Source organism: Promicromonospora sp. AC04 (assembly GCF_003058225.1).
Taxonomy (GTDB): Bacteria; Actinomycetota; Actinomycetes; order Actinomycetales; family Cellulomonadaceae; genus Promicromonospora.
In genome coordinates this window covers 252,475-277,677 of sequence record NZ_QBUG01000006.1, presented here as the reverse complement: position 1 = coordinate 277,677, position 25,203 = coordinate 252,475, and the positions used below count along the sequence as shown (strand labels likewise).

Below are 25,203 nucleotides of genomic sequence, written 5' to 3'. Positions count from 1 at the left end.
GACGGAGCCGCTTCGCTCGTCTCGACATCAGGATCGCCGATTCGCAGAAAAACTTCGTGGAAGTCTGCGCGGCGCACCGGGGGCCGTTCAGCCCACGGTGCGGGCCCGCGCTGCCCCGATCGCGGTGACGTTCGCAGTGCCGCTCGCGGGGCCGTTTTGTGCGGCATCCGCAGTGCGGTCCGGGACAGGTCCCGGCACGACGGCGGACGCGTGGAACGCCGCGCTCATCGTGTCGCCCAGCGCGTCGAGATCGTCCTCGAACAGACCCGCGTAGGTGGACAGGGTGAGCACCGGCGACTCGTGCCCGAGCATGCGCTGCACCGCCTTGACCGTCGCCCCGCCGGAGATGGCGAGCGACGCGGCGGTGTGGCGCAGGTCGTGCAGGGTGAGCGTGTCGAAGTCCTGGGCGCCCGGCCCGATGGTGGTCCCCGACAGGGTGGCCAGCAGCCGCGTGCGGCTCACCTTCTCGCCACGAGTCATGGCTTCGGCCCCGGCAGTCCCGGCGGGGCGAGTCCCGGCAGCGGGAGTCCCGGTAGTGCCAGTCTCGGTAGTCCCAGTCCCAGTCCCAGTCGCCCGCCCGCCCCGGCGTGCCCGGTCGACGTCGGCCACCAGGGTCCAGGTCTCCGGCCCGCAGACGCCCGTGGGCTCGAGCCCGCCGTCGGACTGGAGACGACGGACCGCGGCGACCACCCCGTCGTCGTACAGGCCGGAGGCCCGCAGGCCCAGGGCCTCGCGCAGCGTGCGGACCGCGCGCCCGGCCGCCAGGACGGCGGGCCGGAACGCGGACCGGTCGAAGCTCTCCCGGCGCAGCGGACCGCCGCGCGCCCCGGTGAACAGCAGGTCGGCGGGCGCCCGGCCGGCGGCCTGCGCCGCGACCGCCCCGGTGAGGGTCGACGGCAGGGGGACCTCGCGGCGGGCGTGGGTCTTGGTGTCGCCGAGCAGGAGGGTCCCGTCGTCGAGGCGCGTGTACGCCTTGGTGACGTGCACACGGCGGCGCAGCGGGTCGACGTCGGCCACCGTGAGCGCGCTGACCTCGCCCCAGCGCAGACCGGTCAAGGCGGTGAGCAGGATCAGCGTGCGCGTCTGCGAGGACGTGGCCGCGTCCGCCACGCGGCGCAGCTGTTCGTGGGAGAGGTAGCGGTGCGGCTTGGTCTTCGGCGCGCGCGGCAGCGCGGGCACCTTGCCCGACGGCGTCCGCGCCGGGTTGCTGCGCAGGCGGCGTGCGTCGACGGCGGCGTCGAGCAGGGCGACCAGGAGGCGTGCCGCGTCGCGCCGCCGGGCGGGCGAGGCGGTCTCGCCGGTGGTGGGGGAGGTCATGGTGGCGGCCCAGCGGGCGACGTCCTCGTGGGTGACCTGCCGCAGCGGCCGGTCGCCGAAGGCGGGAGCAACGAGGGAACGAAAGCGCTCACGCTCACCCTCGATGGTCCGGGGAGCGCGATCGACACGCGACTCCTGCCAGATCGCGAACCACTCGGCGACGGTGACCCTGCTGGAGGCCGGGTCGACCCACTCGGCGTGCTTGCCGGCCTCCTCCTGACGCCGGGCCTCCGCGAGCGCCTCGCGCTTGGCGGTGAAGCGGCGGGTGCTGCGCAGGCGGCCGTCGACCCGGTACCGGCCGATGTAGCCGGTGCGGCCGTCGGAGTCGGTGCGCTGCTCGGTGTACGCCACGGGGGCAGCGTAGTCGGGGCGTTCGGCCTGGTCGTGGTCGTGCGGGGCGTGTCGACGACGGCGCCCCGGCACGGGTCGCGCACGACTGGTCGCGCACGACCTCACGGTGCGGCGGGTCACGGTGCGACGGGCTGCGGGACGCTCTCGTGGTCCTCCAGGTTCCGCAGGCGCCGTACGGGGCTCGCCGCGAGGATCGCAGGCCCGAGGAGCATGACGAAGGCCGACCCGAACAGCACCGCGCGGGTCCCGGCGGTCTCGGCGACCGCGCCGGCGATCAGGCCGCCCAGGGGGATGCAGCCCCAGGACACGAAGCGCACGGTGCCCATGACGCGGGACAGGAGCTCGGGCGGGCTCGCGACCTGCCGGTAGGTGCGCGTGACGACGCTGCCGGGGACCACGCTGGCCGCGAAGAGGAGGTTGCCGGCGGCGAAGCAGATCCAGCCCCAGTGGCCGATGCCCGCGGGGATCAGCAGTGCCCCCGCGAATCCGACGAGCCCGTCGAACAGCACGACGCGCGCCGAGCCGAACCGCCGTACGAGCCAGGGTGTGGCCGCCGCGGCGAGCAGCGCCCCGACGCCCTCGGTCGCCAGCAGCAGCCCGACGACGGCGGCCGGCGCGTCGAGCTCACGGACCAGGTAGATCGCGAACAGGGCGTGCTGGGCGCCGCAGACCGTGTTGACCACGCACGCCCACCAGGTGCACGGCGCCAGGACGGGGTGGGTGGTCACGAACCGCCAGCCCTCGGCGATCCGGCGGCGCAGCGGGGTGGGGTCGTCGTCGCCCGGCTGGCGCCGTTCGGGCAGGGCGCGCAGCAGCACGGCGGAGGCGACGTAGGACACCGCGTCGAACAGCAGCGCGGGTGCGGCGCCGACGAGCTGGACGACCAGCCCGCCCAGCGAGGGTCCGCCGAGCTCGGTCACCGCGTGCGTCCCGGACATGAGCGAGTTGCGGCTCGTGAGCTGGTCGCGCGGCACCACGGAGCTGATGAACGTGGTGCTGGCGCTGAAGAAGAGCACCTCCGCGAAGTTGAGCGTGAGCGCCACGACGAACAGCTGGGCCAGGGTCAGGTGACCGGCCCACCAGGCCAGCGGCACCGACACGATGGCGGCGGCCCGGACGAGGTCGGTGACGATCTGGGTGGCGCGCAGCGGCCAGCGCTGCACGATCGCGCCGGCGGGCAGCCCGATGACGATCCAGGCCAGGTAGGACGCCGCGGCGAGCAGCCCCGTCTCGAACGGTCCGGCGTCGAGCACGAGCACGGCGGTCAGGGGCAGGGCGATCTTCGTGACCGCCGAACCCATGTTGCTGGTCGTCGTGGCCGCCCAGAAGGTCCAGAAGGAGCGTGCGGCGGTCGGGGCCGTCGTCGTCATGGTGTGCCTCCACGGTGAGCCGATGGGTTGAACCGATGAACCAGGAGTGAGTTCCATTGTGGAACTCACTGGCGGTACAGTGGCAGAAGGACGGCGGCGGGCGCAACGCGGCCCGGATGGCGGGGCCGGGTGACGGCACCCGGATGAGGACGTGCGAGAGGATGGCGCGCATGCGCAAGGAGGACCTGGCCGACGCCGACTGCGGGATCGCGCAGTCGCTCGGCGTCGTGGGTGACTGGCAGAGCCTGCTGATCGTGCGCGAGGCCGCGGCCGGCGTCTCACGCTTCGACGCGCTCGCCCACGAGCTCGGGTTCAGCAGACGAGCCCTGACCGAGCGGCTCGGCCGGCTCGTGGACGACGGCGTCCTGGAGCGGGTCCCGTACTCGACGCACCCGCCCCGGTTCGACTACCGGCTCACCCGCCGCGGCGAGGGGCTCGTGCCCGTGCTCGTCGCGCTGCAGGAGTGGGGGACGCGCTACGTGATGGGCGACGGCGCCGTCTCGGGCGCCGTCGGCGACGCCGAGGCGCGGCGCGTGCACGCGCTCGTGGGGACGCGGGTGCCGGACGTGACGCTCACGGCCCACGACGGCACCGCCGTCGGCCTCGTGGACCCCGACCGCTGGACCGTGCTGTTCCTCTTCCCGGGCGCCTACGCCCCCGGCACGGACGGGTACCCCACCGGCTGGAGCGACATCCCCGGCACCCGCGGCTGCACGCTCGAGTGCGTCACGTACGCCGGGCGCACCGCGGCGCTCGCCGACGCCGGCGCCCGGGTGCTCGGCGTGTCCACCCAGCGCCCCGACCAGCTCGCGGCCTTCGCCGCGCACGCCGAGCTGCCCTATGCGCTGGCCTCGGACCAGGACGGCCTGGCGGCGTCGGCCCTGCGCCTGCCGGTGTTCCGGGCCGCCGGGACGGACCGGCTCAAGCGGACCACGCTCCTGATCGCGCCCGACGGCACCGTCCGCCGGGTCCAGGCACCGGTGACCGACCCGGCGGGTTCCGTGGACGACATGCTCGACGCCGTGCGCGCCGAGGCCGGCCGCGCGGAGACCGGGCAGCCCGCGCGCGGCTAGGTCCGTGCCGCTCGGCCCGGTCCGTGCGGAACCGTCAGATCGCCCGGGCCTGCCCCGTCAGCGCGTTCCAGCCGATGCGCCCGCCGAGCGCCAGCAGCACGACGCCGGTCACCCGGTCGGTCACCCGCGCGATCGCGCGCCCGGACAGCCACCGCTTCGCCAGGCCCGCGGCGTTGATCAGCAGCGCGAGCCAGGCCAGCCCGAGCACGTCGTGCTCGACCGCCAGCAGCAGGCCCATCAGGAGGTGCGGCACGCCGTCGGGCAGGAACTGGGGGATCGTGGCCAGGTAGAAGACGCCGACCTTGGGGTTCAGCAGGTTAGTCGTAGCGCCGAGCGCGAAGGAGCGCCAGGCCGAGCGCTCGACGACCGGTGCGGCGCCCGGGAGAGCATCCGGGAGCGCGCCCCCGGCGCCGTCGGGCAGAGCGTCGTACCGCCCGGCGCGGAAGCTGGACCACAGCATCCGGCCGCCGAGCCACGCGAGGTAGGCCGCGCCCGCCAGGGTGAGCGCCCGGTAAGCCGTCTCGGAGGCGGCAAGCACCGCCGTCGCGCCGACGGCGGCCGCGACTCCCCAGGCCAGGACGCCCGCGTTGATGCCGAGCGCCGTGGCGTAGGCGTGCCTGCGGCCGCTGACGACGGCGGTCCGCAGCACCAGCGCGCTGTCCAGGCCCGGCATGACCGTCAGGGGGATCGCGACCAGCGCGAACAGGAGCATCGCCTCAAGGACCGTCACGCGCGCGAACGTACCAGTGTGCCCGTCCTGCACGTCTGGCCATTGCCTGTTCCGCCCGTGCCTGTCTCACCGATGCCGGCACACGCGACCGAGCCGGTAGTTTGGAGTCATGCGCGTTCTCGTCTCCGGTGGGGCCGGCTACATCGGCTCACACACCGTCCTTGCCCTGGTAGCTGCCGGTCACGACGTCATAGTCGTCGACGACTTCTCCAACTCGAAGCCCTCGGTGCACGGTCGCCTGGAGGCGCTCGCGGGCCGTGCGATCCCGTTCCACGCGTTCAACCTGACCGACGCCGACAAGACCGAGCGGCTGTTCGCGCACGAGCGGATCGACGCCGTGATCCACTTCGCCGGGTTCAAGGCGGTGGGGGAGTCGGTGGTCAAGCCGCTGGAGTACTACCGCAACAACCTGGATTCCACGTTCGCCCTGGCCACCTCGATGATGAAGTACGGGGTGACCAAGCTGGTGTTCTCGTCGTCGGCCACGGTGTACGGGGAGAAGGCTCCCGTGCCGTACACGGAGGACTACGAGTACCTGTCCTCGTCGTCGCCGTACGGGCAGACCAAGGTGATGATCGAGCGGGTCCTGTCGGACATCGCGCAGATCTCCGAGGGCTGGAAGGTCGCGCTGCTGCGCTACTTCAACCCGGTCGGGGCGCACGAGAGCGGCGACATCGGCGAGGACCCGCAGGGCATCCCGAACAACCTGATGCCGTTCATCGCGCAGGTCGCCGTAGGGCGCCGCGACAAGCTCACCGTGTTCGGGAACGACTACCCGACCGCCGACGGCACCGCCGAGCGCGACTACCTGCACGTGACCGACCTCGCCGCCGGGCACGTCGCGGCGCTCGAGCACCTGGACGCCATGTCCGAGCCGGCGCGTGCGTTCAACCTCGGCACCGGTACCGGGACCTCGGTGCTGGAGCTGCTCAAGGCCTTCGAGCGGGCGGTCGGCCGCGAGCTGCCGTACGAGATCGGCCCGCGGCGGGCCGGGGACCTGCCCGCGTTCTGGGCCGACCCGACGCGCGCCAACACCGAGCTCGGCTGGCGCGCGACCAAGACGATCGACGACATGTGCGCCGACACCTGGCGTTGGCAGTCCCAGAACCCGAAGGGCTTCCCGGAGGGCTGACCTCAGATCACCGGGTTGCCGATGGGCGGCGTCTCCAGCCGGTCGAAGTCGAGCTGGGGCACGTCGTCCTCGGCATCCGGGCCACGCGCGGGCCGGGTGGCTGGCCGCGGGTCCGGCATCAGGATGGGCCGTAGCTCCGGCCCGGTGGCGCCCCTGGAGTCGTGCCGGGGAGCGGCCTCGGGCGCCGGTTCCTCGCGCACAGTCAGGCGCATCGTCCGGTCCACCGGCTCGGCGTGCGCCTCCTCGAAGGCCCGCACGATCGACCAGGGCAGCCGGATGTAGCCCTCGACGTCGAACCCGTTGGCGATGGCCCAGGCGCGCATCTGCGCCGGGGTCGCCTTGCGGCGGCCGTCGGTCGGCTTCTTGCTCCCCGAGTCGTCGACCAGCTTGGGGAACTCGACCGGCGTCGCCTCGACGATCGGCTCGATCACGGCGTCCCGCGGGCAGCCGAGGGTGTCCGCCACGCGCCACAGCTCCTGGCGTGCTTCCAGGTGGTAGCGGTCGGCCTCGATCGCCTGGTGCACGAGCGCGTCGAGGAACTGACCGCGGATGGTGGCCGCGGCCTCGGGGGTGAGCCGGTAGAGCGGCTCGACCTCGGCCAGCCCGGCGGCCGTCTCGGGCGTCAGCCGGCCGTCGTGGAGCGTCTCCGCGATGAGGGTCAGGTAGCCGTGGGTGCGCACGTCCGCGACGGCGGACACCGCGTCGGCCAGCGGCTGCCCGGCGAGTGTCGTCAGGATCCCGGGGCCGCGGCGGCCGGGCCACGGGCGCGGGGCGTCGGGTGTCCGGCTCGGCCCCGCGGGCCACGGGTAGACCCACGCGCGGAGTGTGACCTGCAGGAGCTCCGGCAGGTCGGGGACCCCGTTCGCGCTTTCCACGAACCGGGCCAGCAGGCCGGCCACGGCACGTGCCTCGCCCAGGGGGCTGGAGCTCAGCTGGCCGCCCTCGAACGGCACACCGGCGGCGGTGCAGCAGTCCGACAGGCGGCGGTGCACCAGGCCGGGCAGGTAGTGGTAGCTCGCGTCGCTGATCGTCAGCTGGGCGAGCGTGGGCAGCTCCCAGCCCAGGTGGGACAGCTCCGCCCGCAGCACTTCGATGCCGAGTCGGCCGTTGTGCGTGACGATCGCCATCTGCGACAGCCGCTCACGGAGGGTGGAGGCGACGTCCGCCAGCGCGATCCATGCGCCGTCGGGATGCAGGACCGCCGACCACTCGTCGACGACGCCCCCTCGCTCGTCGATGCGTACGACGGCTATCTCCCGTAGGCGCGCACCAGCCAGCTGGATTCCGGTGACCCGGGTCGACACTGCTGCGTACGCGGGCTTGCCCACGCGTTCGTCCCTCGCCATGCGCGTCCTTTCTCGACAGCCGTGCCGCCGGTGGCGCTACGACGCGCCACAGCGTGCCATCGGCGCGAGAGTCCTGAAAGTGGAGATCGTACGAATATGTCGGTTTCTGTGAAAATCACTACCAAAGATAGCGGACCGCCCCCCGATTATTAACACTTGTGCAGGGTGTTTGGCCACTGTCTGGGGTAGGTCAAAAGAGGAGGTCACGGTGCTGTCGAAGCTCTCGATCATGGACTGGCGCGCCATCGCGGCGCTTGCGTTCGCTCTTCCGTACGTCGCGCTGGTCCTCTCCGGGGAACGGTTCGGGTGGCTTCAACCGTCGGCATCCGACGCTCTGACCAGCCCAATCACCATTGTGACACTCGGCTGCCTGCTTGCGGGAGCCGGCCTCGCGCTTGCCCCCGTGCTGCAGGGCGGGACCTACCCGATCCTGAACATCCTCGTCGGTGGAGCCATGCTGATCGGCTTCGCCTGGGCCGTGCTCGTGCTCGCTCAGGCCAAGTACGGGTGCGACCCGCTGAACGTCTTGCCCGGCTGCGGGTGATCTTTAGAAAGTTAGGACCCTGACGGTATCGCTGGTGATTTCCCGTGCCGTCACGGCGCGGTCGCGACACAATGCGAGCGTGTTCCAGCGCCCCGCCAACCATCGCGTCTCGAGCCGCGAGCTCGTCGCGCTCGGCACCGCCAGCCAGGTGCCCACGAGGACCCGCAACCACAACGGCTACGTGCTGTTCTGGGACGACGAGGTCATCCTGTTCGACCCGGGCGAGGGGTCCCAGCGCCAGATGCTGTACGCGGGGATCTCCGCGACGGCCCTGACCCGGATCGCGATCACGCACCTGCACGGTGACCACAGCCTGGGCCTGGCCGGCGTCGTGCAGCGCATCAGCCTCGACGCCGTGCCGCAGACGGTTCCGGTGACGTTCCCGGCGTCGGGCCGCCGATGGATCGAGGCGCTCTGTGACGCCACCGCGTACTACCACCAGGAGCGCCTCGCGCTGCAGGGGCTGTCCCGCGACGGCGTCGTGCCACGCGTGCCCGGCGAGCTGCACGGCACGACGACGCTGCGGGCCGCCCGGCTGGACCACTCGCTGGAGGCCTACGGGTACCGGCTCGACGAGCCGGACGGTCGCCGCATGGACCCGGACCGGCTGGCCGCCGCAGGCGTCTCCGGGCCCGACGTCGGCCGGCTCGCCCGGGAGGGAACGCTCCGGACCCGGTACGGGACGGTGCGGCTCGAGGACGTCAGCGAGCCACGCCCTGGGCAGTCGTTCGCGTTCGTGATGGACACCAGGATGTGTGACGCCGTGTGGAGCCTCGCCGACGGCGTCGACCTGCTCGTCATCGAGTCCACGTTCCTGGACCGCGACCGCGACCTCGCGCGGGACCACGGGCACCTGACCGCACTGCAGGCGGCGACCGTGGCCGCGCGGTGCGGAGTGCGCAGCCTCGTGCTGACCCACTTCTCGCAGCGGTACACCGACCCGACGGAGTTCGAGAAGGAGGCCCGCACCGTGTTCGACGGCGAGCTCACGGTGGCGGCCGACCTGGACCGGGTGCCGGTGCCGCGGCGAAGGTGAGGTCCCGGGATGCGCGGAACGGTGCCACTGATGGTGTGAGTGGTCTAGGCTGGTACACGAAAGCCGGGGCAGGTCTCCCGGTTAAAGTTCGGCCGCGGCCCTTTCAGTTTTCACTGAGGGGGCCGTCAGGCATTTCTGGGGCAGGTTCGGGCATCTCCGCGATGACCGTCGACACCACCTGGTGGGACACCAACCACTGCTCGGCCGCCGGTTCGATCTCCCGCAGCCCTTGACCTTGCCCCAGGGGGAAGCGCCAACCTCCTGCACACCGGCGACAGTCGCCGGAGACGAGGATGGTCACGTGGAGCACCTGAGCATCGGTGAGTTCGCCCGAGCGTCCGGCCTGACGCCGAAGGCGTTGCGCCTGTACGACGATCTCGGGCTGCTTCGCCCCGACCGGGTGGACCCGTTCACCGGGTATCGCTGGTACGTGTCCGCCCAGCTCGACCGGGCACGCCTGGTGGCACAGTTGCGCCTCATCGGCATGCCTCTGGCGCGCATCCGCGAGGTCGCGTCGGCGCCGTCGGGCATGGCGGCTGACGCCGTGCAGGCGTACTGGCGCCAGGTCGAGGCCGACACGGCCTCACGCCGCGCGATCGTGTCCGAGCTCCTCGTCCGGCTCCGTACGAAGGAGAGCACCATGGAACGCACCGGAACCACCCTGGCCGCGAGCGCCGCCGCGCGCATGGGCATCGGCGGGAGGTCGTCGATGAACGACGCCTGTCTCGTCCGGCCGGGGCTGATCGCCGTCGCTGACGGCTTCGGGGACGACCAGGTTGCATCGATCGCGCTGCACACGTTCGCCCAGGGCGTGTCCGGCGCAGGGGTGTCTGACGCAGGGCTGGCGGTCGCCGTCGAACAGGCTGCGGAGGCTGCCCGCGTGCGGGCCGAGCGGGCCGACCATGCCGGCACGACCCTGACGGCCGTCCTGCTCGACGGCGACCAGGGGCGGGTCGTGCACATCGGTGACACGCGGGCGTGGCTCGTGCGGGACGGCGGGGCCGAACCCCTCACCCGGGACCACACGGTGGCCGCGGCGCTGGTCGAGGAGGGGCGGCTCACCGAGGACGAGGCCCGGTCGCACCCTGACCGTGCGCTGCTCAACCGGGCGTTCGGTGGTGCGCCGGAGTGGGCCGAGCCTGACGTGTTCGTGGTCGACCTGCTTCCGGGGGACCGGCTCGTCCTGACTGCCGACGGCGTCCACGCCGTCCTCGAGCCCGAGCACCTTGCCCGGCTCCTGACCCATCCGGGCGAGCCGGACGACGTCACGCAGCAGGTGGCTGACGCTGTCGAGGCGGCCGGTGCGCCCGACAACTACCTGGTCGTGGTGGCGGACCTCGACGCGGCCGCGTCGGCGGCCTGACGGGTCAACGCCGTCCAAACGCCGTCCAAACGCACCGGCTCTCGGCGTCCAGGGGCAGTTCTCCCCGTTGACCTGCTCCTGGACCCGAACCACGATGCCGCCCATGAGCAACGTGGTGAACCTCCAGACCTGGGACGGAGCCGTCAACCTCCGCGATCTCGGTGGTCTCCCGCTCGACGACGGCGAAAGCACTGCGCCCGGGCGCGTCTGGCGCTCCGGGGCGCCCGAGCCGATCACTCCCACCGGCTGGGCGGAGGCGCTCGACGACGGGCTCACCGCCGTCGTCGACCTGCGCAACCCCGCCGAGATCAAGCAGGCCCGCGACCTCATGCCCGACGCCGCACGCCCTCGCGAGCTCGTCACCCGCAACACCCCTACCGAGGATCCGGGCGACCCCCACTTCCTGGAGACCTGCGGGCCCTGGCTCGACCATCCGCGTTCCTACGCGCCCAACACCGCGATGTACCCGCACCTGTTCGCCGGGGTCTTCCGGGCGATCGCCGACGCTCCCGGCCCCGTGCTGGTGCACTGTGCCGCCGGCCGGGACCGCACGGGAATGATCACCGCGATGCTGCTGTCCCTGACCGGTGTCGAGCACCAGGCGATCGCCGACGACTACGAGCGTGCCTTTCGCGGGACCACGCACCGGGGCGGCGGCGTCTCCTACGACGTCGAGCGGGGCGCCTGGGTCCAGCACCGGGGCGAGACCTGGACGGCCCAGCAGCTGGAGGAGCGCGTCGGCGAGCGCCGCGCGGCCCTCCTGGCGTGGCTCGTGGACCTGGACCCGGCCGCCTACCTCCGGTACGTCGGGCTCGACGAGCCGCGCATCAAGGGCCTGCGGGCGCTCCTTCGGTAGCTGAGCGCCGGAGCTGGCGTCCGGCCTACCGCTCGGCCTACCGCTCGGCGGGCCGCGGTTCCGGTAGCTCCAGGGTCATGAACACGCTGTGCGGGTCCGCCGTGTAGTCCCCGAACGGACCGCACACGACGAACCCGTGCTGTGCGTACAGGCGGCGCGCCGGCACGAAGTAGTCCTGCGCCCCCGTCTCCAGGCTCACCCGCGAGTACGCGCGCCGCCTGGCCTCGGCCAGGACCGTCTCCAGAACGGCCGACGCCACGCCCCGGCCGCGGGCGTCGGCGGCGGTGCGCATGGACTTGATCTCGCCCTGGCGTGTCTCGGCCGGCAGGGGAAGCTCGCTCAGCGCGCCGCACCCGAGCAGCGTGCCGTCGTCGTCGCGCGCGGTCCAGAAGGTGATGGACGGCGCGAGCAGCGCCGAGTGGTCGAGTGCGTGCACGCTCTCGGGCGGGGACGTGGCGAACATGTCGGTCAGGTGCTCGTCGAGGAGCCGGCGGACGTCGTCACGAGAGGGGGAGTCGGGGGCGATGTTCACGGCACCATCCTCTGCGGGCGGGAGGGCCGCACCGTCCGCATCGCGGGCCCATGTGGCGCACGTCACGCTGCAGGGGTAGGAATCTCCTCGTGCGCGGACCGCCGCGCGCTGCAGACCGGCCCGGTACGGACCGGAAACCGAGGAGAGCCACGATGTCGTTGCCCAGCCCGAGCTACACCATCACCCTGCGCGTGGAGGTGGCCGCGTCGCAGCGCGCCACGAGCACGGTGGTAGCCGCGGTAGCCGACGCCGGAGCTGCGGTCATGGGGGTGGACATCGCGCACTCGACGTCGCACGGCCTGGTCGTGGACGTCACGTGCGACACGATCGATGCGGAGCACGGCGAGCGGGTCGTGGCGGCGGTGAACGCGCTCGAGGGTGCGGAGGTGCTCAAGTCGAGCGACTCGACGTTCCTGATGCACCTGGGCGGCAAGATCGAGGTCACGAACAAGGTGCCGCTCAAGACGCGCCGTGACCTGTCGCGTGCGTACACGCCGGGTGTGGCGCGGGTGTGCCTGGCCATCGCGGAGCACCCCGAGGACGCCCGCCGGCTGACGATCAAGCGCAACACCGTCGCCGTGGTCACGGACGGCACCGCGGTGCTCGGCCTGGGCGACATCGGCCCGGCAGCGGCGCTGCCGGTGATGGAGGGCAAGGCGGCGCTGTTCAAGGAGTTCGGCGGGGTCGACGCGTGGCCGGTGTGCCTCGACACCAAGGACACCGAGGAGATCATCCGCATCGTCAAGGCGATCGCACCCGTGTACGGGGGTGTGAACCTGGAGGACATCGCGGCGCCGCGCTGCTTCGAGATCGAGGCGCGGCTGCGCGAGGAGCTGGACATCCCCGTCTTCCACGACGACCAGCACGGCACGGCGATCGTGGTGCTGGCGGCGCTGGTCAACGCCCTCAAGGTGGTCGACAAGAAGCTCGAGGACGTGCGGATCGTCGTGTCCGGCGTCGGCGCGGCGGGCAACGCGATCATCCGGCTGCTCAAGGCGCAGGGCGCGCGGCACATCGTGGCGTTCGGGCGCGACGGCGCCCTGCACCCCGGGGTGGTCACCGACGACCCGCACCGGCGCTGGATCGTGGACAACACGAACGTGGACGGGTTCGCCGGCACGCTGCAGGAGGGTCTCAAGGGCGCCGACGTGTTCGTCGGGGTCTCGGCGGGCGGCATCCTGTCGGGCGCGGACGTGGCGCAGATGGCCGCCGACGCCGTCGTGTTCGCCCTGGCCAACCCGACGCCGGAGGTGGACCCGCTGGAGGCCGCCGAGACGGCGGCAGTGGTGGCCACCGGGCGCAGCGACTACCCGAACCAGATCAACAACGTGCTGGCCTTCCCCGGCCTGTTCCGGGGTCTGCTCGACACGGGCGCCACGGACATCACCACGGAGCTGCTGCGGGTGGCCGCCGTGGCGATCGCGGAGGTCGTCGGCCCGGACGAGCTGAACAGCGCCTACATCATCCCGGGCGTGTTCGACCACCGGGTCGCCGAGGCCGTCGCAGACGCGGTGCGCAAGCAGGCGTGAGGCCGCGGCCCCCGGCCGCACGCTTCCCACCAGGCGATTCGTCATCGCCTCGACAGGCCTCTTGACCGGTACAGAAAATAGTGGTTACTGTACCGGTCAAGAAGCCTATGGGGAGGTGGCTACGATGCACGAGTACTCCGGCGGGAACCTTGCGCTACGGCGCGCGATCGCCCAGATGAACAGCGCTCGCCCGCACGCTCCGGTCGTGGACGATCCACCCGGCCGGCGTCGGCCACGCCGCAGTGCGGCCCGCTCGCACCTCTGGTCGCGAGCGGCGCTCGCGGCGGCGCTGCGCGCGGTGGCGGCGCGGCTCGACCCGCCGTGCGCGACGCCGCAGACCGTGCCGCGCACAGCGGCGCGTGCCGGCGGAGGAGCGGCTTGAGCGATACTGGCCTGGATATGGCCAAGGTGACACTGCAGTCCGTCGCGGACGAGGTAGGCGTGAGCCGGATGACGGTCTCGAACGCCTTCTCGCGCCCCGACCAGCTGTCCAAGGACCTGCGGGAACGGATTCTCGCGACCGCGGAGAAGCTCGGGTACAGCGGGCCCGATCCGGCCGCCCGGGCACTGGCCCGGGGCCGCACGGGTTCCGTCGGGCTCCTGCTGAACGGCCCGCTCAGCGAGGCGTTCGAGGACGACGTGTCGGCGGAGTTCGTGGCCGCCGTCGCCGACGAGCTGACCCGCCGCGGGCTGGCGCTGACCGTCCTGACCCCGCCGCAGGGTGACGGGTTCCTGCCGGCGCGCGACGTCGCGGTCGACGGCGCCCTGGTCTACACCTGCGACCCGGCCTCGGCGGGGGTCGCGTGGCTGGAGCGGCGCAAGCTGCCCGTCGTCGCCGTCGACCAGGACCTGGGCCGGAGCGTCACGACCATCGGTGTCAACGACCGCGGCGGCGCCCGGGTCGGGGCGCAGCATCTGCTCGATCTCGGCCACCGCCGGATCGGGGTTCTCGCCCTGACCGAGCAGTTCGCCCTCGACCCGCCCAACCGGGACCGCCTGCTCGGGTGGCGGGAGACCCTCGCGGAGCATGGTGTGGAGCCGGTGGTCGCGCGGACGCCGCTCCTGCCGCGGTCGGCGGCCCTCGCCGCGGCCACGGAGCTGCTGGAGTCGTCCGACGTCACGGCGGTGCTGTGCTTCGACGACGTGTTCGCCCGTGCCGTGATCACGGCGGCGACGGCGTTGGGGCGGTCGGTGCCGGGGGACCTGTCGGTCGTCGGCTACGACGACAGCCGGGTTGCGACGGCAGGCGTTCCCGCGCTGACCACCGTGCGGCAGGACGTCACGACCAAGGGGCACCTGGCCGCGGGGGCTCTGGCAGATCTGCTGGCCGGCCGCGCGGCGTCGTCGCACACGCTGCCGACCGAGCTGGTCGTCAGGGACAGCACCGGGCCCGTGCCGGCGCCCTGACGGTCGAGCGGTACGGCCGAGCTGGCCGGACGAGTCAGCCCATGCTGCCGATCGTCGAGTTCACGATGCCGCTGACCACCGCGGCGGTGCCGAGGACGAGGACGAGCAGTGCGCCGGTGGAGGCCACCAGGGGGATCCACCAGCGGACGGGCTCGGGCTGTGCGGAGCCGTCGAAGGGGCGGTGGGGTCGAGGGTTGGTGCGGTCGAGGAAGGCGTCGTTGTTGCTCACACTGATAGAGACGCTCGGGATACCGGAAACGATGCCCACGCGCCGATAACGGTTCGGGAACGGTCCGACGTCGCGGGACGGGCACAGTCCCCGGGGGAGTTGAGGTCAGCGTGAAGAACATCGGGTTCCTGTCCTTCGGTCACTGGACGCCGCATCCGCAGTCGGGCACCCGCTCGGCGTCGGACGCGCTGCTGCAGTCGATCGACCTGGCCGTGGCCGCCGAGGAGCTGGGTGCCGACGGCGCCTACTTCCGCGTGCACCACTTCGCGCGGCAGCTCGCCTCGCCGTTCCCGCTGCTGGCGGCGATCGGGGCGCGCACGAGCCGCATCGAGATCGGCACGGGCGTGATCGACATGCGCTACGAGAACCCGCTGTACATGGCGGAGGACGCCGGTTCGGCGGACCTGATCTCCGGCGGGCGGCTGCAGCTCGGCATCAGCCGTGGATCACCCGAGCAGGTCATCGAGGGCTACCGGCACTTCGGGTACGAGCCGGCGCCGAAGGACGCCGGCGGTGCGGACCTGGCCCGGGAGCACACCGCCCGGTTCCTGGAGCTGCTCGACGGCGAGGGCTTCGCCGAGCCGAACCCGCGCCCCATGTTCCCCAACCCGCCGGGGTTGCTGCGCGTCGAGCCGCACTCCGACGGGCTGCGGCGGCGCATCTGGTGGGGCGCCGGCTCCCGTGCGACGGCCGAGTGGACGGCGGCCCAGGGCATGAACCTCATGTCGTCCACGCTGCTCACCGAGGACACCGGCGTGCCGTTCCACCGGCTGCAGGCCGAGCAGATCCAGCGGTTCCGCGACGCCTGGGCGGAGGCGGGACACGAGCACGAGCCGCGCGTGTCCGTCAGCCGCAGCATCTTCCCGATCACCGACCAGCGTGACCGGCAGTACTTCGGCATGGAGGTCTACAGCGAGGACCAGGTGGGCCACCTCGACACCGGGCCCGCCCGGTTCGGCAAGACGTACGCGGGCGAGCCCGACGCGCTGGTCGAGGACCTGCGCGAGGACGAGGCGGTCGCGGCGGCCGACACGCTGCTGCTGACGGTGCCCAACCAGCTCGGCGTGGACTACAACGCGCACGTCATCGAGAACATCATCAAGCACGTGGCGCCGGCGCTCGGCTGGCGGTGACCCGGTTGTTGCTCTGACGGGGACGCCGGTGGGCGGGCGATGATCTCACCCGCCCACCGGCTGTCGGGCCGACGACGGCGGTGGGACCCTGCGAACATGACCATCATCAGGACGCCCGAGCCTGCCGAGGCCACCGGTGCCTGGGCCGAGCAGTACGCCGGAGACCTCGAGGCCCTCGGCTACGTGCCGAGCCACACCCGGGTGATGGCCACCAACCCGGAGGCACAGCACGCGTTCGAAGCGTTGACGAAAGCCCTCGTGCCGAGCATCGGGCTGCGCATGTACGAGCTGGTGACGCTCGCCGCGGCCGGCGCGATCGGGTCGCAGGCGTGCCGCCTGGCGCACGGGCGCAAGTCCCGCACGGTGTTCGACGACGCCCAGCTCGAGCGGATCGCCCGGGACTTCCACACCGCTGACCTCACGGAGCTGGAGGTCGCGGCGATGGAGGTCGCCGAGCGCATCAGCCGCGACTCGTCGGCGATGACCCGGGAGGACACCCTGCGCCTGCGCGAGCTCGGGCTCACCGACCGGCAGATAGTCGACGTCGTGCTGGCGGCCGCGGCCCGGAACTACTTCAGCCGGGCCCTGCACGCGCTCGCCGTCCCTCCGGACGTACCACCCGACCTGCCGGACACCCTGCGGGAAGCCCTTGTGGGCGGGCCTCTAGGCGGCGCAGGGCGTGCCGGCGCTCCGTGATGCCTCGAGGCCCGTCTCGGGCCGGCTCGCCGCCAGGACTACCGATCGGCGCCTTGCCAGGTCACGGACCTGCTGGAACGCATCGCAACGAGGCATCAGGTACACGCTCGACCACGGGCCGCGCGGGTCGCCGTCGGACGCCGCGAGCATCGAGCGCTGCGACGTCCACCGTTCCCAGTGCCGCACGAACTCGTCCGGCTGCACGACGCGGCCCCGGTCCAGCTGCCCGTCGAGCGCCTCCGCCAGCGACACGTCGACCGCCACCAGCACGGGGTCCCAGCCCCGCAACCGCGCCAGCAGGCCCAGGGTCTCCCGACGGCGCTCGCGGGTGGCGGTGTCGTGCACCAGGAGCGGGGCGCCGGAGCGCGGGCCGCGCAGCACGTTCACCATGGTCGCGGCGGCGTGCAGGGTGTGCGCCGCCCAGCGGTAGGTGCCGTACGGCACCCAGGAGGGCAGGCGTGCGGCGATCCGGCGACGGTGCAGGTCGGGGTCGAGCACGACGGCGCGGGGGACGTCGTCGGCGACGCGGGCCAGGAGGGTGCTCTTGCCGGCTCCCGGCACGCCCCCCACGACGATCATCAGCGGGCCGGGAGCAGCGGCGGGGGAGTCGGGGACTGGGCGCAGGCGGGGGAGTAGGGCGGGTGTTGTCACGTGGTCCTCCAGACGTAGGGGGCCGGGTGAGCAGCATCGCGCGGGCCGATCCAGGATCGCCGGGAGCGCCCTGAGAGGGTGCTGGACCGGGTTCACGGACCGGGGTTCACGGGCCAGGGTGTCGGGTGCGCAGGCACACGCCAGGTGTCGGGGAAGCCCTGGGCCACGGACGTCGGACAGATGCTCATTACGCCTGGTAGAACGGTATAAACGCCCACTTTTGTTCCCGATCTGGCGATTCCGGCTACCTCGACTTCTTCAGCCGCCCAGCACGACCACGTGGCAATATCACACAGGTGACCGGCAAACCCGCAGACGCGGAGCACCTGCGCGACCTCGCCCTCCTGCGCCGCGTCCGCGACCGCATGGACCGCGAGTACGACCAGCCCCTGGACGTCGCGGCGCTCGCGGCCGGGGTCCACATGTCAGCCGGGCACCTGTCCCGCCAGTTCAAGGCGGCCTACGGGGAGTCCCCGTACAGCTACCTCATGACCCGGCGCATCGAGCGCGCCATGATGCTGCTGCGCCGCGGCGAGCTCAGCGTCACCGAGGTCTGCTTCGCCGTCGGCTGCTCGTCGCTGGGCACCTTCAGCACCCGCTTCACCGAGCTGGTCGGCGTACCGCCGAGCGTCTACCGCAGCGACCCGCTGCTCGCCGCCGAGTCGATCGACACCGCCGGCCTCCCGGCCTGCATCGCCAAGCAGGTGACCAGACCGGTCAGGAATCGAGAAGCGCGCACCCCCAACCGGGATCTAGCGTGACCGTCATGAGCACAGACACAGCGATCACCATCCAGCAGACCTTCCTCCCGCACACCGACCCGGAGGCCTCGCTCGCCTTCTACCGCGACGCCCTCGGCTTCGACGTCCTCCTGGACGTCGGCAAAGGCACCATGCGGTGGATCACCGTCGGGCCCGACGGCCAGTCCGGCACGTCCATCGTCCTGACGCCACCCGCCGCAGACCCAGGGGTCACCGACGTCGAACGCCAGACCATCGCCGAGATGATGGCCAAGGGCACCTACGCCGCCGTCATCCTGGGCACCAAGGACCTCGACGGCACCTTCGAACGCGTAGCAGCCAGCGGCGCCGAGGTCATGCAGGAACCCATCGACCAGCCCTACGGCTTCCGCGACTGCGCCTTCCGCGACCCCGCGGGCAACACCATCCGCATCAAGCAGCTCTGAGGCCCGACAGCGACCCCCCCTCGCCCGCGTGCCGCGCACCGGGGTGCCCCGCTAGAAGCGGTCCGCACCCAGGTGCAGCACACCCTCCGCCGAGACGACCCCACCGCCGGTCAGCTCCACACCGTCAGGCAGCGCACGCACCCGGATCAGGCTCCGCCGCCCCAACGCCGTACCCTGCTCGACCCGCACCACAGCCCCCGGGCCGACCACACCCTCCGCGACCAGACGCGCCGCCAGCGGCCCCGCCGCCGTGCCCGTCGCCGGATCCTCCGGGATCCCCATGATCGGGTTGAAGAACCGCGCATACGGATCCGCCCCGTCCTCCAGCGCATACACGTAGCACCCCTCCGCACCCACCGCCCGCAGCGCATCCGCCAGCGGCCTCGGCTCCGGCACCACCCGGTCGACCACCGCCCGCGACCGCACCTCCGTCAGCAGATGCCCCGCACCCGTCGAGATCACCAACGGCGAACTCTCGGCAAGGTCCGCCGCCCTGATCCCGAGCGCACCCGCCAGCCCGCCCCGACGACCAGCGGGCAGCACCCCACCCGCAACCGGCGCCAGCTGGGTCATCGTCACCGCGACCCCACCGAACCCCGAGACCCCGCCCAACCCGTACGCCACCCGGACCCGCATCAGGTCAGCACCGATCTCCTGGACGAACGCCTCCCGCCCCACCGGCAGCCGACCAGCACCCGCCAGCCAGATCCACGCACCCACGATGTTGTGCCCCGCCCCACCGACCTCCTCACCGATCGGCGTGAACGACCGGAACCGGACGTCCGCCCGCCCGTCCGACGGCCGCAGCACGAACGTCGTCTCCGACTGGTTGAACTCCCGCGCGATCGCCCGCATCGTCCCGACAGGCAGATCGTCGGCGTCAGGCACCAGAGCCACCGGATTACCGGCCAAAGGCCCCTCCGCAAAGACGTCCACCAGCACAAACGGCACCTTGCTCGCATCATTCACAGCGCAACTGTAAGGGCCCGGGAACAACCGATCAGATATCGAGAAGCGGCGCTCGCGGGTCCCCGCCTAGTGTGGCCGTCATGGACACCCACCCCGCCGACAGCCATGACCTGATCCGGGTCCAGGGCGCTCGCGAGAACAACCTCAAGGACATCAGCCTCGACATCCCGAAGCGTCGGCTGACCGTGTTCACGGGCGTCTCCGGGTCGGGCAAGAGCTCGCTGGTGTTCGCGACGGTCGCCGCCGAGTCGCAGCGGATGATCAACGAGACGTACAGCGCGTTCGTGCAGGGCTTCATGCCGTCCCTGGACCGGCCGGAGGTGGACCAGCTGGACGGGCTGACCACCGCGATCGTCGTCGACCAGGAGCGCCTCGGGTCCAACCCGCGGTCCACCCTCGGCACGGTCACGGACACCAACGCACTGCTGCGCATCCTGTTCAGCCGGCTCGGGCAGCCGCAGGTCGGGCCGCCGATCGCGTTCTCGTTCAACATCCCGGCGCGCAAGGCGAGCGGCGTGATGACGTCGTCCACCGGTGAGAAGACGATAGTGCGGGAGCTGGTCTACCACGGCGGCATGTGTCCGCGGTGCGAGGGGCGCGGGCAGGTCACCGACCTCGACCTGACGCAGTTCTTCGACGACTCGAAGTCGCTGAACGAGGGTGCGATCAAGATCCCGGGCTACACCGCCGACGGGTGGATGGTGGCGACCTACAGCGAGTCGGGCTTCCTGGACCCGGACAAGGCGATCCGCGACTACACCGAGACGGAGCTCGCGGACTTCCTGTACAAGGAGCCCACCAAGATCAAGGCCAAGGGCATCAACCTCACCTACGAGGGCCTGGTCCCCAAGATCCGCAAGTCGATGCTCAGCAAGGACGTCGAGTCCCTGCAGCCGCACATCCGGGCGTTCGTCGAGCAGGCGGTCACGTTCGTGACCTGCCCGGAGTGCGACGGCACTCGCCTGGCAGAGGCGGCGCGGTCGGCCAAGATCGACGGGATCAGCATCGCCGACGCGTGCGCTATGCAGATCAGCGACCTGGCCGTCTGGGTACGCAAGCTCGCCACCACCGACGACGGGGCGTCCGCCGGCCCGCTGCTGGCCGGCCTGCAGCACCAGCTCGACAAGTTCGCCGAGATCGGCCTGGGCTACCTCTCGCTCGATCGCCCATCGGGCACGCTGTCCGGGGGAGAGGCGCAGCGCACCAAGCTGATCCGGCACCTCGGCTCGGCGCTGACCGACGTCACGTACGTCTTCGACGAGCCCACCATCGGGCTGCACCCGCACGACATCCAGCGCATGAACCGCCTGCTGGTCGAGTTGCGGGACAAGGGCAACACCGTGCTCGTCGTCGAGCACAAGCCGGAGGCCATCGCCATCGCCGACCACGTGGTCGACCTCGGGCCCGGCGCGGGCTCCGCGGGCGGGACCATCCAGTTCGAGGGCACGGTCGACGAGCTCCGGGCCAGCGGCACCCTGACCGGCCGCCACCTCGGATACCGCTCGCGGCTCAAGGACTCGGTGCGTCCGGGGTCCGGGGCGCTGGAGATACGCGGGGCGAGCACGCACAACCTGCGCGACGTCGACGTCGACGTGCCGCTCGGTGTCCTGACCGTCATCACCGGGGTGGCCGGGTCGGGCAAGAGCTCCCTGATCCACGGGTCGCTCCCGGGCGGCGCCGGCGTCGTCACCGTCGACCAGGGCGCGATCAAGGGGTCGCGCCGGTCCAACCCCGCCACGTACACCGGCCTGCTGGACCCGATCCGCAAGGCGTTCGCCAAGGCCAACGGCGTCAAGCCCGCGCTGTTCAGCGCCAACTCGGAGGGCGCCTGCCCCACGTGCAAGGGGGCCGGCGTCATCTACACCGAGCTCGGCTTCATGGACACCGTTGCCACCACCTGCGAGGACTGCGGCGGCAAGAGGTTCGACGCCTCGGCCCTGGTCTACACGCTCGGCGGCGGCGAGAGCGGTGGCGGCAAGGACATCAGCGAGGTGCTCGCGATGCCGGTGGCCGAGGCCGTGGCGTTCTTCGCCAAGGACGGCCCCGCTCCGGTCCCGGCCGCGCACAAGATCCTCGAGCGGCTGTCCGACGTCGGACTCGGCTACCTCGGCATCGGCCAGCCGCTGACCACGCTGTCCGGGGGAGAGCGGCAGCGCCTCAAGCTGGCCGTCGAGATGGCCCGCGAGGGCGGGGTCTACGTGCTCGACGAGCCCACCACGGGCCTGCACCTGGCCGACGTCGAGAACCTGCTCGCGCTGCTCGACCGGCTCGTCGAATCGGGCAAATCAGTCATCGTTATCGAGCACCACCAGGCGGTCATGGCGCATGCGGACTGGCTCATCGACCTCGGTCCGGGCGCGGGGAACGACGGCGGCCGGGTCGTCTTCGAGGGCACGCCCGCCGATCTCGTGGCCCAGGCCCGGGCGGGGAAGGCGACGCTGACGGGGGAGCACCTGGCGCAGTACGTGGGGGACTAGGGGCTGACGTATCAGCTCCCGGCCCGCACCAGTCCCGACTCGTAGGCGCAGACCACCATCTGCGTCCGGTCACGCAGGTCGAGCTTGTTCAGGATGCGCGAGACGTGCGTCTTGACCGTCTGCTCGGCCAGGACCAGCTCGGTGGCGATCTCCGCGTTCGACTGCCCGGCGGCGACCAGCTTCATGACGTCGAGCTCGCGGTCGGTCAGCGCGGACAGCGTGGCGTTCGGCGACCCCGGCAGGGTCGGGCGCGCCGCGTAGTCGGCGATGAGCGCCCGCGTGACCTTCGGGGACAGGAGGGCCTCGCCTGCGGCCACCACGCGGACCGCGTGGGTGAGCTCCTCGGGAGGGGAGTCCTTCAGCAGGAACCCGCTCGCGCCGGCGCGCAGAGCCGAGAACACGTACTCGTCGGCGTCGAACGTGGTCAGCATGATCACCTTCGGCGGAGTGCCGGGCATACCGATGATCGTGCGGGTCGCGTCCAGCCCGTTGACCTTCGGCATCCGGATGTCCATCAGCACGACGTCGGGCTGCGTGCGCCGCACGACGTCGGAGATCCCCGCGCCGTCGTCGGCCGTGCCGACCACCGTGATCCCCTCGTGCGCGTCCAGGAGCGCCGCGAAGCCCGCACGGATCATCGACTGGTCGTCGACGATGAGCACCCGGATCGCGTGCTCGGCGGTGTCGGGGGCTGGCGGCATGAGAACAAACTAGCCGAAGGCACCAGCAGACGAAGCCCGGAAGTATGACGCCGGTTCCCTCTTCCGGGTGACGCGGCGGACCTACCTGACGGCATAACCTGCTAGTGATGGACTACCCACGTGATGCGCCGCACGTAGCCGGGCCGCTCGCGGCCGCACCCAGCCCCGGCACGCGGTTCTGGCGGCTGCGCTCCCTGACCCGGCTGGACCTCACCGCGGTCTCGATCGCCCGGCGCGAGGTCGTATGGATGTGGACGGTGGTCTCGATCGCCGCGGTGGCGCTCGTCGCCATCGGGTGGCCGCTGACCGCGTCCGGGTACGGCACCCACCCCGCAGCCGCCATGGCCTTCACGCTCGTGCACTGCGCCGCGCCCATCCTCGCCGTGCGATGGCCGTGGGCCGGGCTCGGCGCATCCGTCCCGGCAGCCCTGGCCCTGATGGTGGTGACAGCCGACGCGACACCCGTGTGGCCATGGCCGTGGCCGGTCACGGTGCTGCTCGCGCACTGCCTGACGGTCTTCGTCCTCGCCCTGCGGCACCCGTGGTACTGGGCTGCCTCGCTCTGGTCGGCGGGGGCGATGCTGACGGTCCTCGCCCCTGCGGCCATCGTCGACGACGCGGGCGAGGCCGCCGTCGCCAACGGCGTCGTGCTGGTCTCCCTGAGCGGCGGCATCGCCCTGGTCGGCGTGCTCGTCCGGCTGTGGATCCTGAGCATGATCCGCATGGAGCAGGCCGAACGGCTCAGCGCCGCCGAGGCCGGCCGCCGCCGCGAGCTCGAGGAACGCAACCGGATCGCCCGGGAGCTGCACGACGTCGTCGCACACAGCATGTCGGTCATCACCGTCCAGGCCTCCACCGCGCGCTACCGCCAGCCCGGCCTCGACGAGGCAGCACAGCAGGAGTTCGAGGAGATCGCGGCCTCCTCACGACGCGCCCTGGGGGAGATGCGCGGGCTGCTCGGCATCCTGCGCGGCCAGGACACCGCACCCACCGCGCCACTGCCTGGCCTGCCCGACGTCGCCGGGCTCATCGACTCCACCCGAGCCTCCGGCGTCGAGATCACCTACGCCGGCACCGACGCCGTGGTACCCGACGCCGTCGGGCTCACCGGCTTCCGCGTCGTCCAGGAGGCACTGAGCAACGCCCTGCGGCACGCCCCCGGGTCCTCGATCGCCGTCACCGTCGCGATCACCGACGACGGGCACGACCTACGGGTCCGCGTCACCAACTCGGCCCCCGCGCGCAGCGACGAGCCCACGCCAGGCGCGCAGCTCGGCCTGGCCGGCATCCGCGAACGCGCCGCCGCCTTCGGCGGGAAGGTCGCTGCCGGCCCGACGCCGGACGGCGGCTTCCAGCTCACCGCGACCCTGCCCGTCGTCGTCCTCGACGACGACCCACTACTCACGTAGGGGGTCAGGTTGGCTCCTGCGGGGGACGCGAAGGGGGCAAACCACTTTCTACCTTGACCCTATGACGACGACCGACGCACCGCCACGCCCGGCCCGCCAGTCCCGCCCGGCCCGCAACAAGCAGACGAACGACTACTTCGACCTCGCGGAACGCGCCACCGCCGCAGGCCTGATGGAGCGACGCGTCGGCTGGTACGCCGGCCGCACCGCCGCGATCGCGGCGGGCCTGGCGCTCGCTTTCTGGCTGCTGTTCACGCTGGGCGACACGTGGTGGCAGCTCGCCGTGGCCGTCCTGTTCGGCGTCGTGTTCACCCAGGGCGCGTTCCTGGGCCACGACGCCGGGCACCTCCAGATCTTCCGCTCCGGACGCCGCAACGAGTGGTTCGCACGGATCATCGCCAACCTCGTGGTCGGGCTCAGCCACGGCTGGTGGGCCCGCAAGCACAACAAGCACCACGCGAACCCCAACGTGATCGGCAAGGACGGCGACATCGACACCGGTCCGCTCGTGTTCGTGCCGGGCGAGGAGGTCGGGCGTACCGGGTTCATGGGCTGGGTCACCCGCCGCCAGGGCTGGCTGTTCTTCCCGATCCTTACGCTGTTCGGCCCGGTGCTTCACGCCAACGCCGTCCAGACCCTGGCCACGACACCCGCGATCAAGCACCGGGCCGCGGAGGGCTGGCTCCTGGGCATCCGGCTCGTCGGTTTCCCGACCCTCGTCGTGCTCACGCTCGGGCCCGCCCTCGGCGTCGCGTTCATGGCCGTGCAGCTCGCCGTGTTCGGTCTGTACATGGGTGCGACCTTCGCGCCGAACCACAAGGGGATGCCGCTGCTCCCCAAGGACCTCAAGATCGACTTCCTGCGCCGCCAGGTGCTCACGTCGCGCAACATCCGGGGCGGCTGGTTCGTCGACGTGGCCATGGGCGGCCTCAACTACCAGATCGAGCACCACGTCTTCCCGCGGATGCCCAGCGTCAACCTGCGGCACGCGCGCCCGCTCGTGCAGGCGTTCTGCGCCGAGCGTGACATCCCGTACACCGAGACCGGGCTGTTCGAGTCGTACGGGATCATCGTCAGCTATCTGAACCGTGTCGGGCTCGGCCACGCCGACCCGATGGACTGCCCGGTCGCCGCGCAGTACCGGTAGCGGGACGGGGCCTGGCGGC

General features: G+C 71.9%; 26 protein-coding genes. 16 read left to right on the top strand and 10 right to left on the bottom strand.

What is annotated here, in order from left to right; all coding sequences use genetic code 11:
- Positions 1-87: 87 nt before the first annotated feature.
- Both C8K30_RS17605 and C8K30_RS17600 read right to left on the bottom strand, forming a co-directional pair.
- On the bottom strand, positions 88-1,668 hold the full coding sequence (locus C8K30_RS17605) for a tyrosine-type recombinase/integrase (protein WP_108494190.1): 1,581 nt from the start codon (positions 1,666-1,668) through the stop codon (positions 88-90).
- A 116-nt stretch (positions 1,669-1,784) separates the two neighbouring features.
- Positions 1,785-3,038 (bottom strand): MFS transporter, encoded by a 1,254-nt coding sequence (locus C8K30_RS17600; protein WP_108494189.1) that lies wholly within the window; start codon positions 3,036-3,038, stop codon positions 1,785-1,787.
- 170 nt (positions 3,039-3,208) lie between these two features.
- On the opposite strand from C8K30_RS17600, the gene C8K30_RS17595 reads away from it, so the two are divergent.
- Complete coding sequence (locus C8K30_RS17595) at positions 3,209-4,111, top strand: winged helix-turn-helix transcriptional regulator (protein ID WP_108494349.1); 903 nt, start codon at positions 3,209-3,211, stop codon at positions 4,109-4,111.
- Positions 4,112-4,145: 34 nt separating this feature from the next.
- On the opposite strand, the gene C8K30_RS17590 is transcribed toward C8K30_RS17595, so the two are convergent.
- Complete coding sequence (locus tag C8K30_RS17590; protein ID WP_108494348.1) at positions 4,146-4,841, bottom strand: LysE family translocator; 696 nt, start codon at positions 4,839-4,841, stop codon at positions 4,146-4,148.
- 109 nt (positions 4,842-4,950) lie between these two features.
- On the opposite strand from C8K30_RS17590, the gene galE reads away from it, so the two are divergent.
- Positions 4,951-5,973, top strand: a complete 1,023-nt coding sequence (gene galE / locus C8K30_RS17585) for a UDP-glucose 4-epimerase GalE (RefSeq protein ID WP_108494188.1) — start codon at positions 4,951-4,953, stop codon at positions 5,971-5,973.
- Positions 5,974-5,975: 2 nt separating this feature from the next.
- Here the strand turns inward: galE and C8K30_RS17580 are convergent, their stop codons facing one another.
- Positions 5,976-7,319 carry a hypothetical protein gene (locus C8K30_RS17580; RefSeq protein ID WP_108494187.1) on the bottom strand — a complete coding sequence of 448 codons (1,344 nt, stop codon included), beginning with the start codon at positions 7,317-7,319 and terminating at the stop codon, positions 5,976-5,978.
- Between the two features lie 208 nt (positions 7,320-7,527).
- Here C8K30_RS17580 and C8K30_RS17575 point away from each other — a divergent pair, with 208 nt between their 5' ends.
- Positions 7,528-7,863 carry a hypothetical protein gene (locus C8K30_RS17575; protein WP_108494186.1) on the top strand — a complete coding sequence of 112 codons (336 nt, stop codon included), beginning with the start codon at positions 7,528-7,530 and terminating at the stop codon, positions 7,861-7,863.
- A gap of 79 nt (positions 7,864-7,942) precedes the next feature.
- A complete protein-coding gene (locus C8K30_RS17570) occupies positions 7,943-8,899 on the top strand; it encodes a ribonuclease Z (protein WP_108494185.1) in 957 nt (318 codons plus the stop codon).
- 103 nt (positions 8,900-9,002) lie between these two features.
- On the opposite strand, the gene C8K30_RS30370 is transcribed toward C8K30_RS17570, so the two are convergent.
- Complete coding sequence (locus tag C8K30_RS30370; protein ID WP_146197515.1) at positions 9,003-9,200, bottom strand: hypothetical protein; 198 nt, start codon at positions 9,198-9,200, stop codon at positions 9,003-9,005.
- Here C8K30_RS30370 and C8K30_RS17565 point away from each other — a divergent pair, their 5' ends adjacent.
- Positions 9,201-10,262 carry a MerR family transcriptional regulator gene (locus C8K30_RS17565; protein WP_146197514.1) on the top strand — a complete coding sequence of 354 codons (1,062 nt, stop codon included), beginning with the start codon at positions 9,201-9,203 and terminating at the stop codon, positions 10,260-10,262. It begins immediately after the preceding gene.
- Positions 10,263-10,365: 103 nt separating this feature from the next.
- The gene (locus C8K30_RS17560; protein WP_158281040.1) at positions 10,366-11,118 is read left to right on the top strand and encodes a tyrosine-protein phosphatase; all 753 of its coding nucleotides are present in this window, start codon (positions 10,366-10,368) and stop codon (positions 11,116-11,118) included.
- A 37-nt stretch (positions 11,119-11,155) separates the two neighbouring features.
- Here the strand turns inward: C8K30_RS17560 and C8K30_RS17555 are convergent, their stop codons facing one another.
- Entirely contained in the window at positions 11,156-11,650 is a 495-nt protein-coding gene (locus C8K30_RS17555; RefSeq protein ID WP_108494182.1) for a GNAT family N-acetyltransferase, read from the bottom strand.
- A gap of 152 nt (positions 11,651-11,802) precedes the next feature.
- Here C8K30_RS17555 and C8K30_RS17550 point away from each other — a divergent pair, with 152 nt between their 5' ends.
- The 3 genes from C8K30_RS17550 (at position 11,803) to C8K30_RS17545 (ending at position 14,586) form a co-directional block, all read left to right on the top strand.
- Complete coding sequence (locus C8K30_RS17550) at positions 11,803-13,179, top strand: NAD-dependent malic enzyme (RefSeq protein ID WP_108494181.1); 1,377 nt, start codon at positions 11,803-11,805, stop codon at positions 13,177-13,179.
- A 124-nt stretch (positions 13,180-13,303) separates the two neighbouring features.
- Entirely contained in the window at positions 13,304-13,561 is a 258-nt protein-coding gene (locus tag C8K30_RS30365; protein WP_146197513.1) for a hypothetical protein, read from the top strand.
- The gene (locus C8K30_RS17545) at positions 13,558-14,586 is read left to right on the top strand and encodes a LacI family DNA-binding transcriptional regulator (RefSeq protein WP_233257242.1); all 1,029 of its coding nucleotides are present in this window, start codon (positions 13,558-13,560) and stop codon (positions 14,584-14,586) included. Before C8K30_RS30365 ends, C8K30_RS17545 begins: the two co-directional genes overlap by 4 nt.
- Before the next feature lie 34 nt (positions 14,587-14,620).
- Here the strand turns inward: C8K30_RS17545 and C8K30_RS17540 are convergent, their stop codons facing one another.
- Positions 14,621-14,815, bottom strand: coding sequence for a hypothetical protein (locus C8K30_RS17540; RefSeq protein WP_108494179.1), 195 nt, complete (start codon positions 14,813-14,815; stop codon positions 14,621-14,623).
- Positions 14,816-14,925: 110 nt separating this feature from the next.
- Between C8K30_RS17540 and C8K30_RS17535 the strand changes: the two genes are divergently transcribed.
- Positions 14,926-15,948: an LLM class flavin-dependent oxidoreductase gene (locus C8K30_RS17535; RefSeq protein ID WP_108494178.1), complete on the top strand. Its 1,023-nt coding sequence runs from the start codon at positions 14,926-14,928 to the stop codon at positions 15,946-15,948.
- Positions 15,949-16,044: 96 nt separating this feature from the next.
- Positions 16,045-16,644, top strand: coding sequence for a carboxymuconolactone decarboxylase family protein (locus tag C8K30_RS17530; protein ID WP_108494177.1), 600 nt, complete (start codon positions 16,045-16,047; stop codon positions 16,642-16,644).
- Here the strand turns inward: C8K30_RS17530 and C8K30_RS17525 are convergent.
- Positions 16,612-17,295, bottom strand: a complete 684-nt coding sequence (locus tag C8K30_RS17525) for an AAA family ATPase (protein ID WP_146197512.1) — start codon at positions 17,293-17,295, stop codon at positions 16,612-16,614. The two genes, C8K30_RS17530 and C8K30_RS17525, sit on opposite strands and share 33 nt — an antisense overlap.
- 296 nt (positions 17,296-17,591) lie before the next feature.
- Here C8K30_RS17525 and C8K30_RS17520 point away from each other — a divergent pair, with 296 nt between their 5' ends.
- A complete protein-coding gene (locus C8K30_RS17520) occupies positions 17,592-18,056 on the top strand; it encodes a helix-turn-helix transcriptional regulator (RefSeq protein ID WP_108494175.1) in 465 nt (154 codons plus the stop codon).
- A gap of 5 nt (positions 18,057-18,061) precedes the next feature.
- The gene (locus C8K30_RS17515; protein ID WP_108494347.1) at positions 18,062-18,481 is read left to right on the top strand and encodes a VOC family protein; all 420 of its coding nucleotides are present in this window, start codon (positions 18,062-18,064) and stop codon (positions 18,479-18,481) included.
- A 51-nt stretch (positions 18,482-18,532) separates the two neighbouring features.
- Here C8K30_RS17515 and C8K30_RS17510 read toward each other — a convergent pair whose 3' ends face one another.
- On the bottom strand, positions 18,533-19,450 hold the full coding sequence (locus tag C8K30_RS17510; RefSeq protein WP_108494174.1) for a PhzF family phenazine biosynthesis protein: 918 nt from the start codon (positions 19,448-19,450) through the stop codon (positions 18,533-18,535).
- Positions 19,451-19,530: 80 nt separating this feature from the next.
- Between C8K30_RS17510 and C8K30_RS17505 the strand changes: the two genes are divergently transcribed.
- Positions 19,531-21,927 carry an excinuclease ABC subunit UvrA gene (locus tag C8K30_RS17505; RefSeq protein WP_108494346.1) on the top strand — a complete coding sequence of 799 codons (2,397 nt, stop codon included), beginning with the start codon at positions 19,531-19,533 and terminating at the stop codon, positions 21,925-21,927.
- 11 nt (positions 21,928-21,938) lie between these two features.
- Here the strand turns inward: C8K30_RS17505 and C8K30_RS17500 are convergent, their stop codons facing one another.
- Positions 21,939-22,628 (bottom strand): response regulator transcription factor, encoded by a 690-nt coding sequence (locus C8K30_RS17500; RefSeq protein ID WP_108494173.1) that lies wholly within the window; start codon positions 22,626-22,628, stop codon positions 21,939-21,941.
- Between the two features lie 107 nt (positions 22,629-22,735).
- Here C8K30_RS17500 and C8K30_RS17495 point away from each other — a divergent pair, with 107 nt between their 5' ends.
- Together C8K30_RS17495 and C8K30_RS17490 are read left to right on the top strand one after the other, a co-directional pair.
- Complete coding sequence (locus C8K30_RS17495) at positions 22,736-24,037, top strand: sensor histidine kinase (RefSeq protein ID WP_108494172.1); 1,302 nt, start codon at positions 22,736-22,738, stop codon at positions 24,035-24,037.
- A 61-nt stretch (positions 24,038-24,098) separates the two neighbouring features.
- Complete coding sequence (locus tag C8K30_RS17490; RefSeq protein ID WP_108494171.1) at positions 24,099-25,184, top strand: acyl-CoA desaturase; 1,086 nt, start codon at positions 24,099-24,101, stop codon at positions 25,182-25,184.
- The last annotated feature ends 19 nt before the right edge of the window (positions 25,185-25,203 follow it).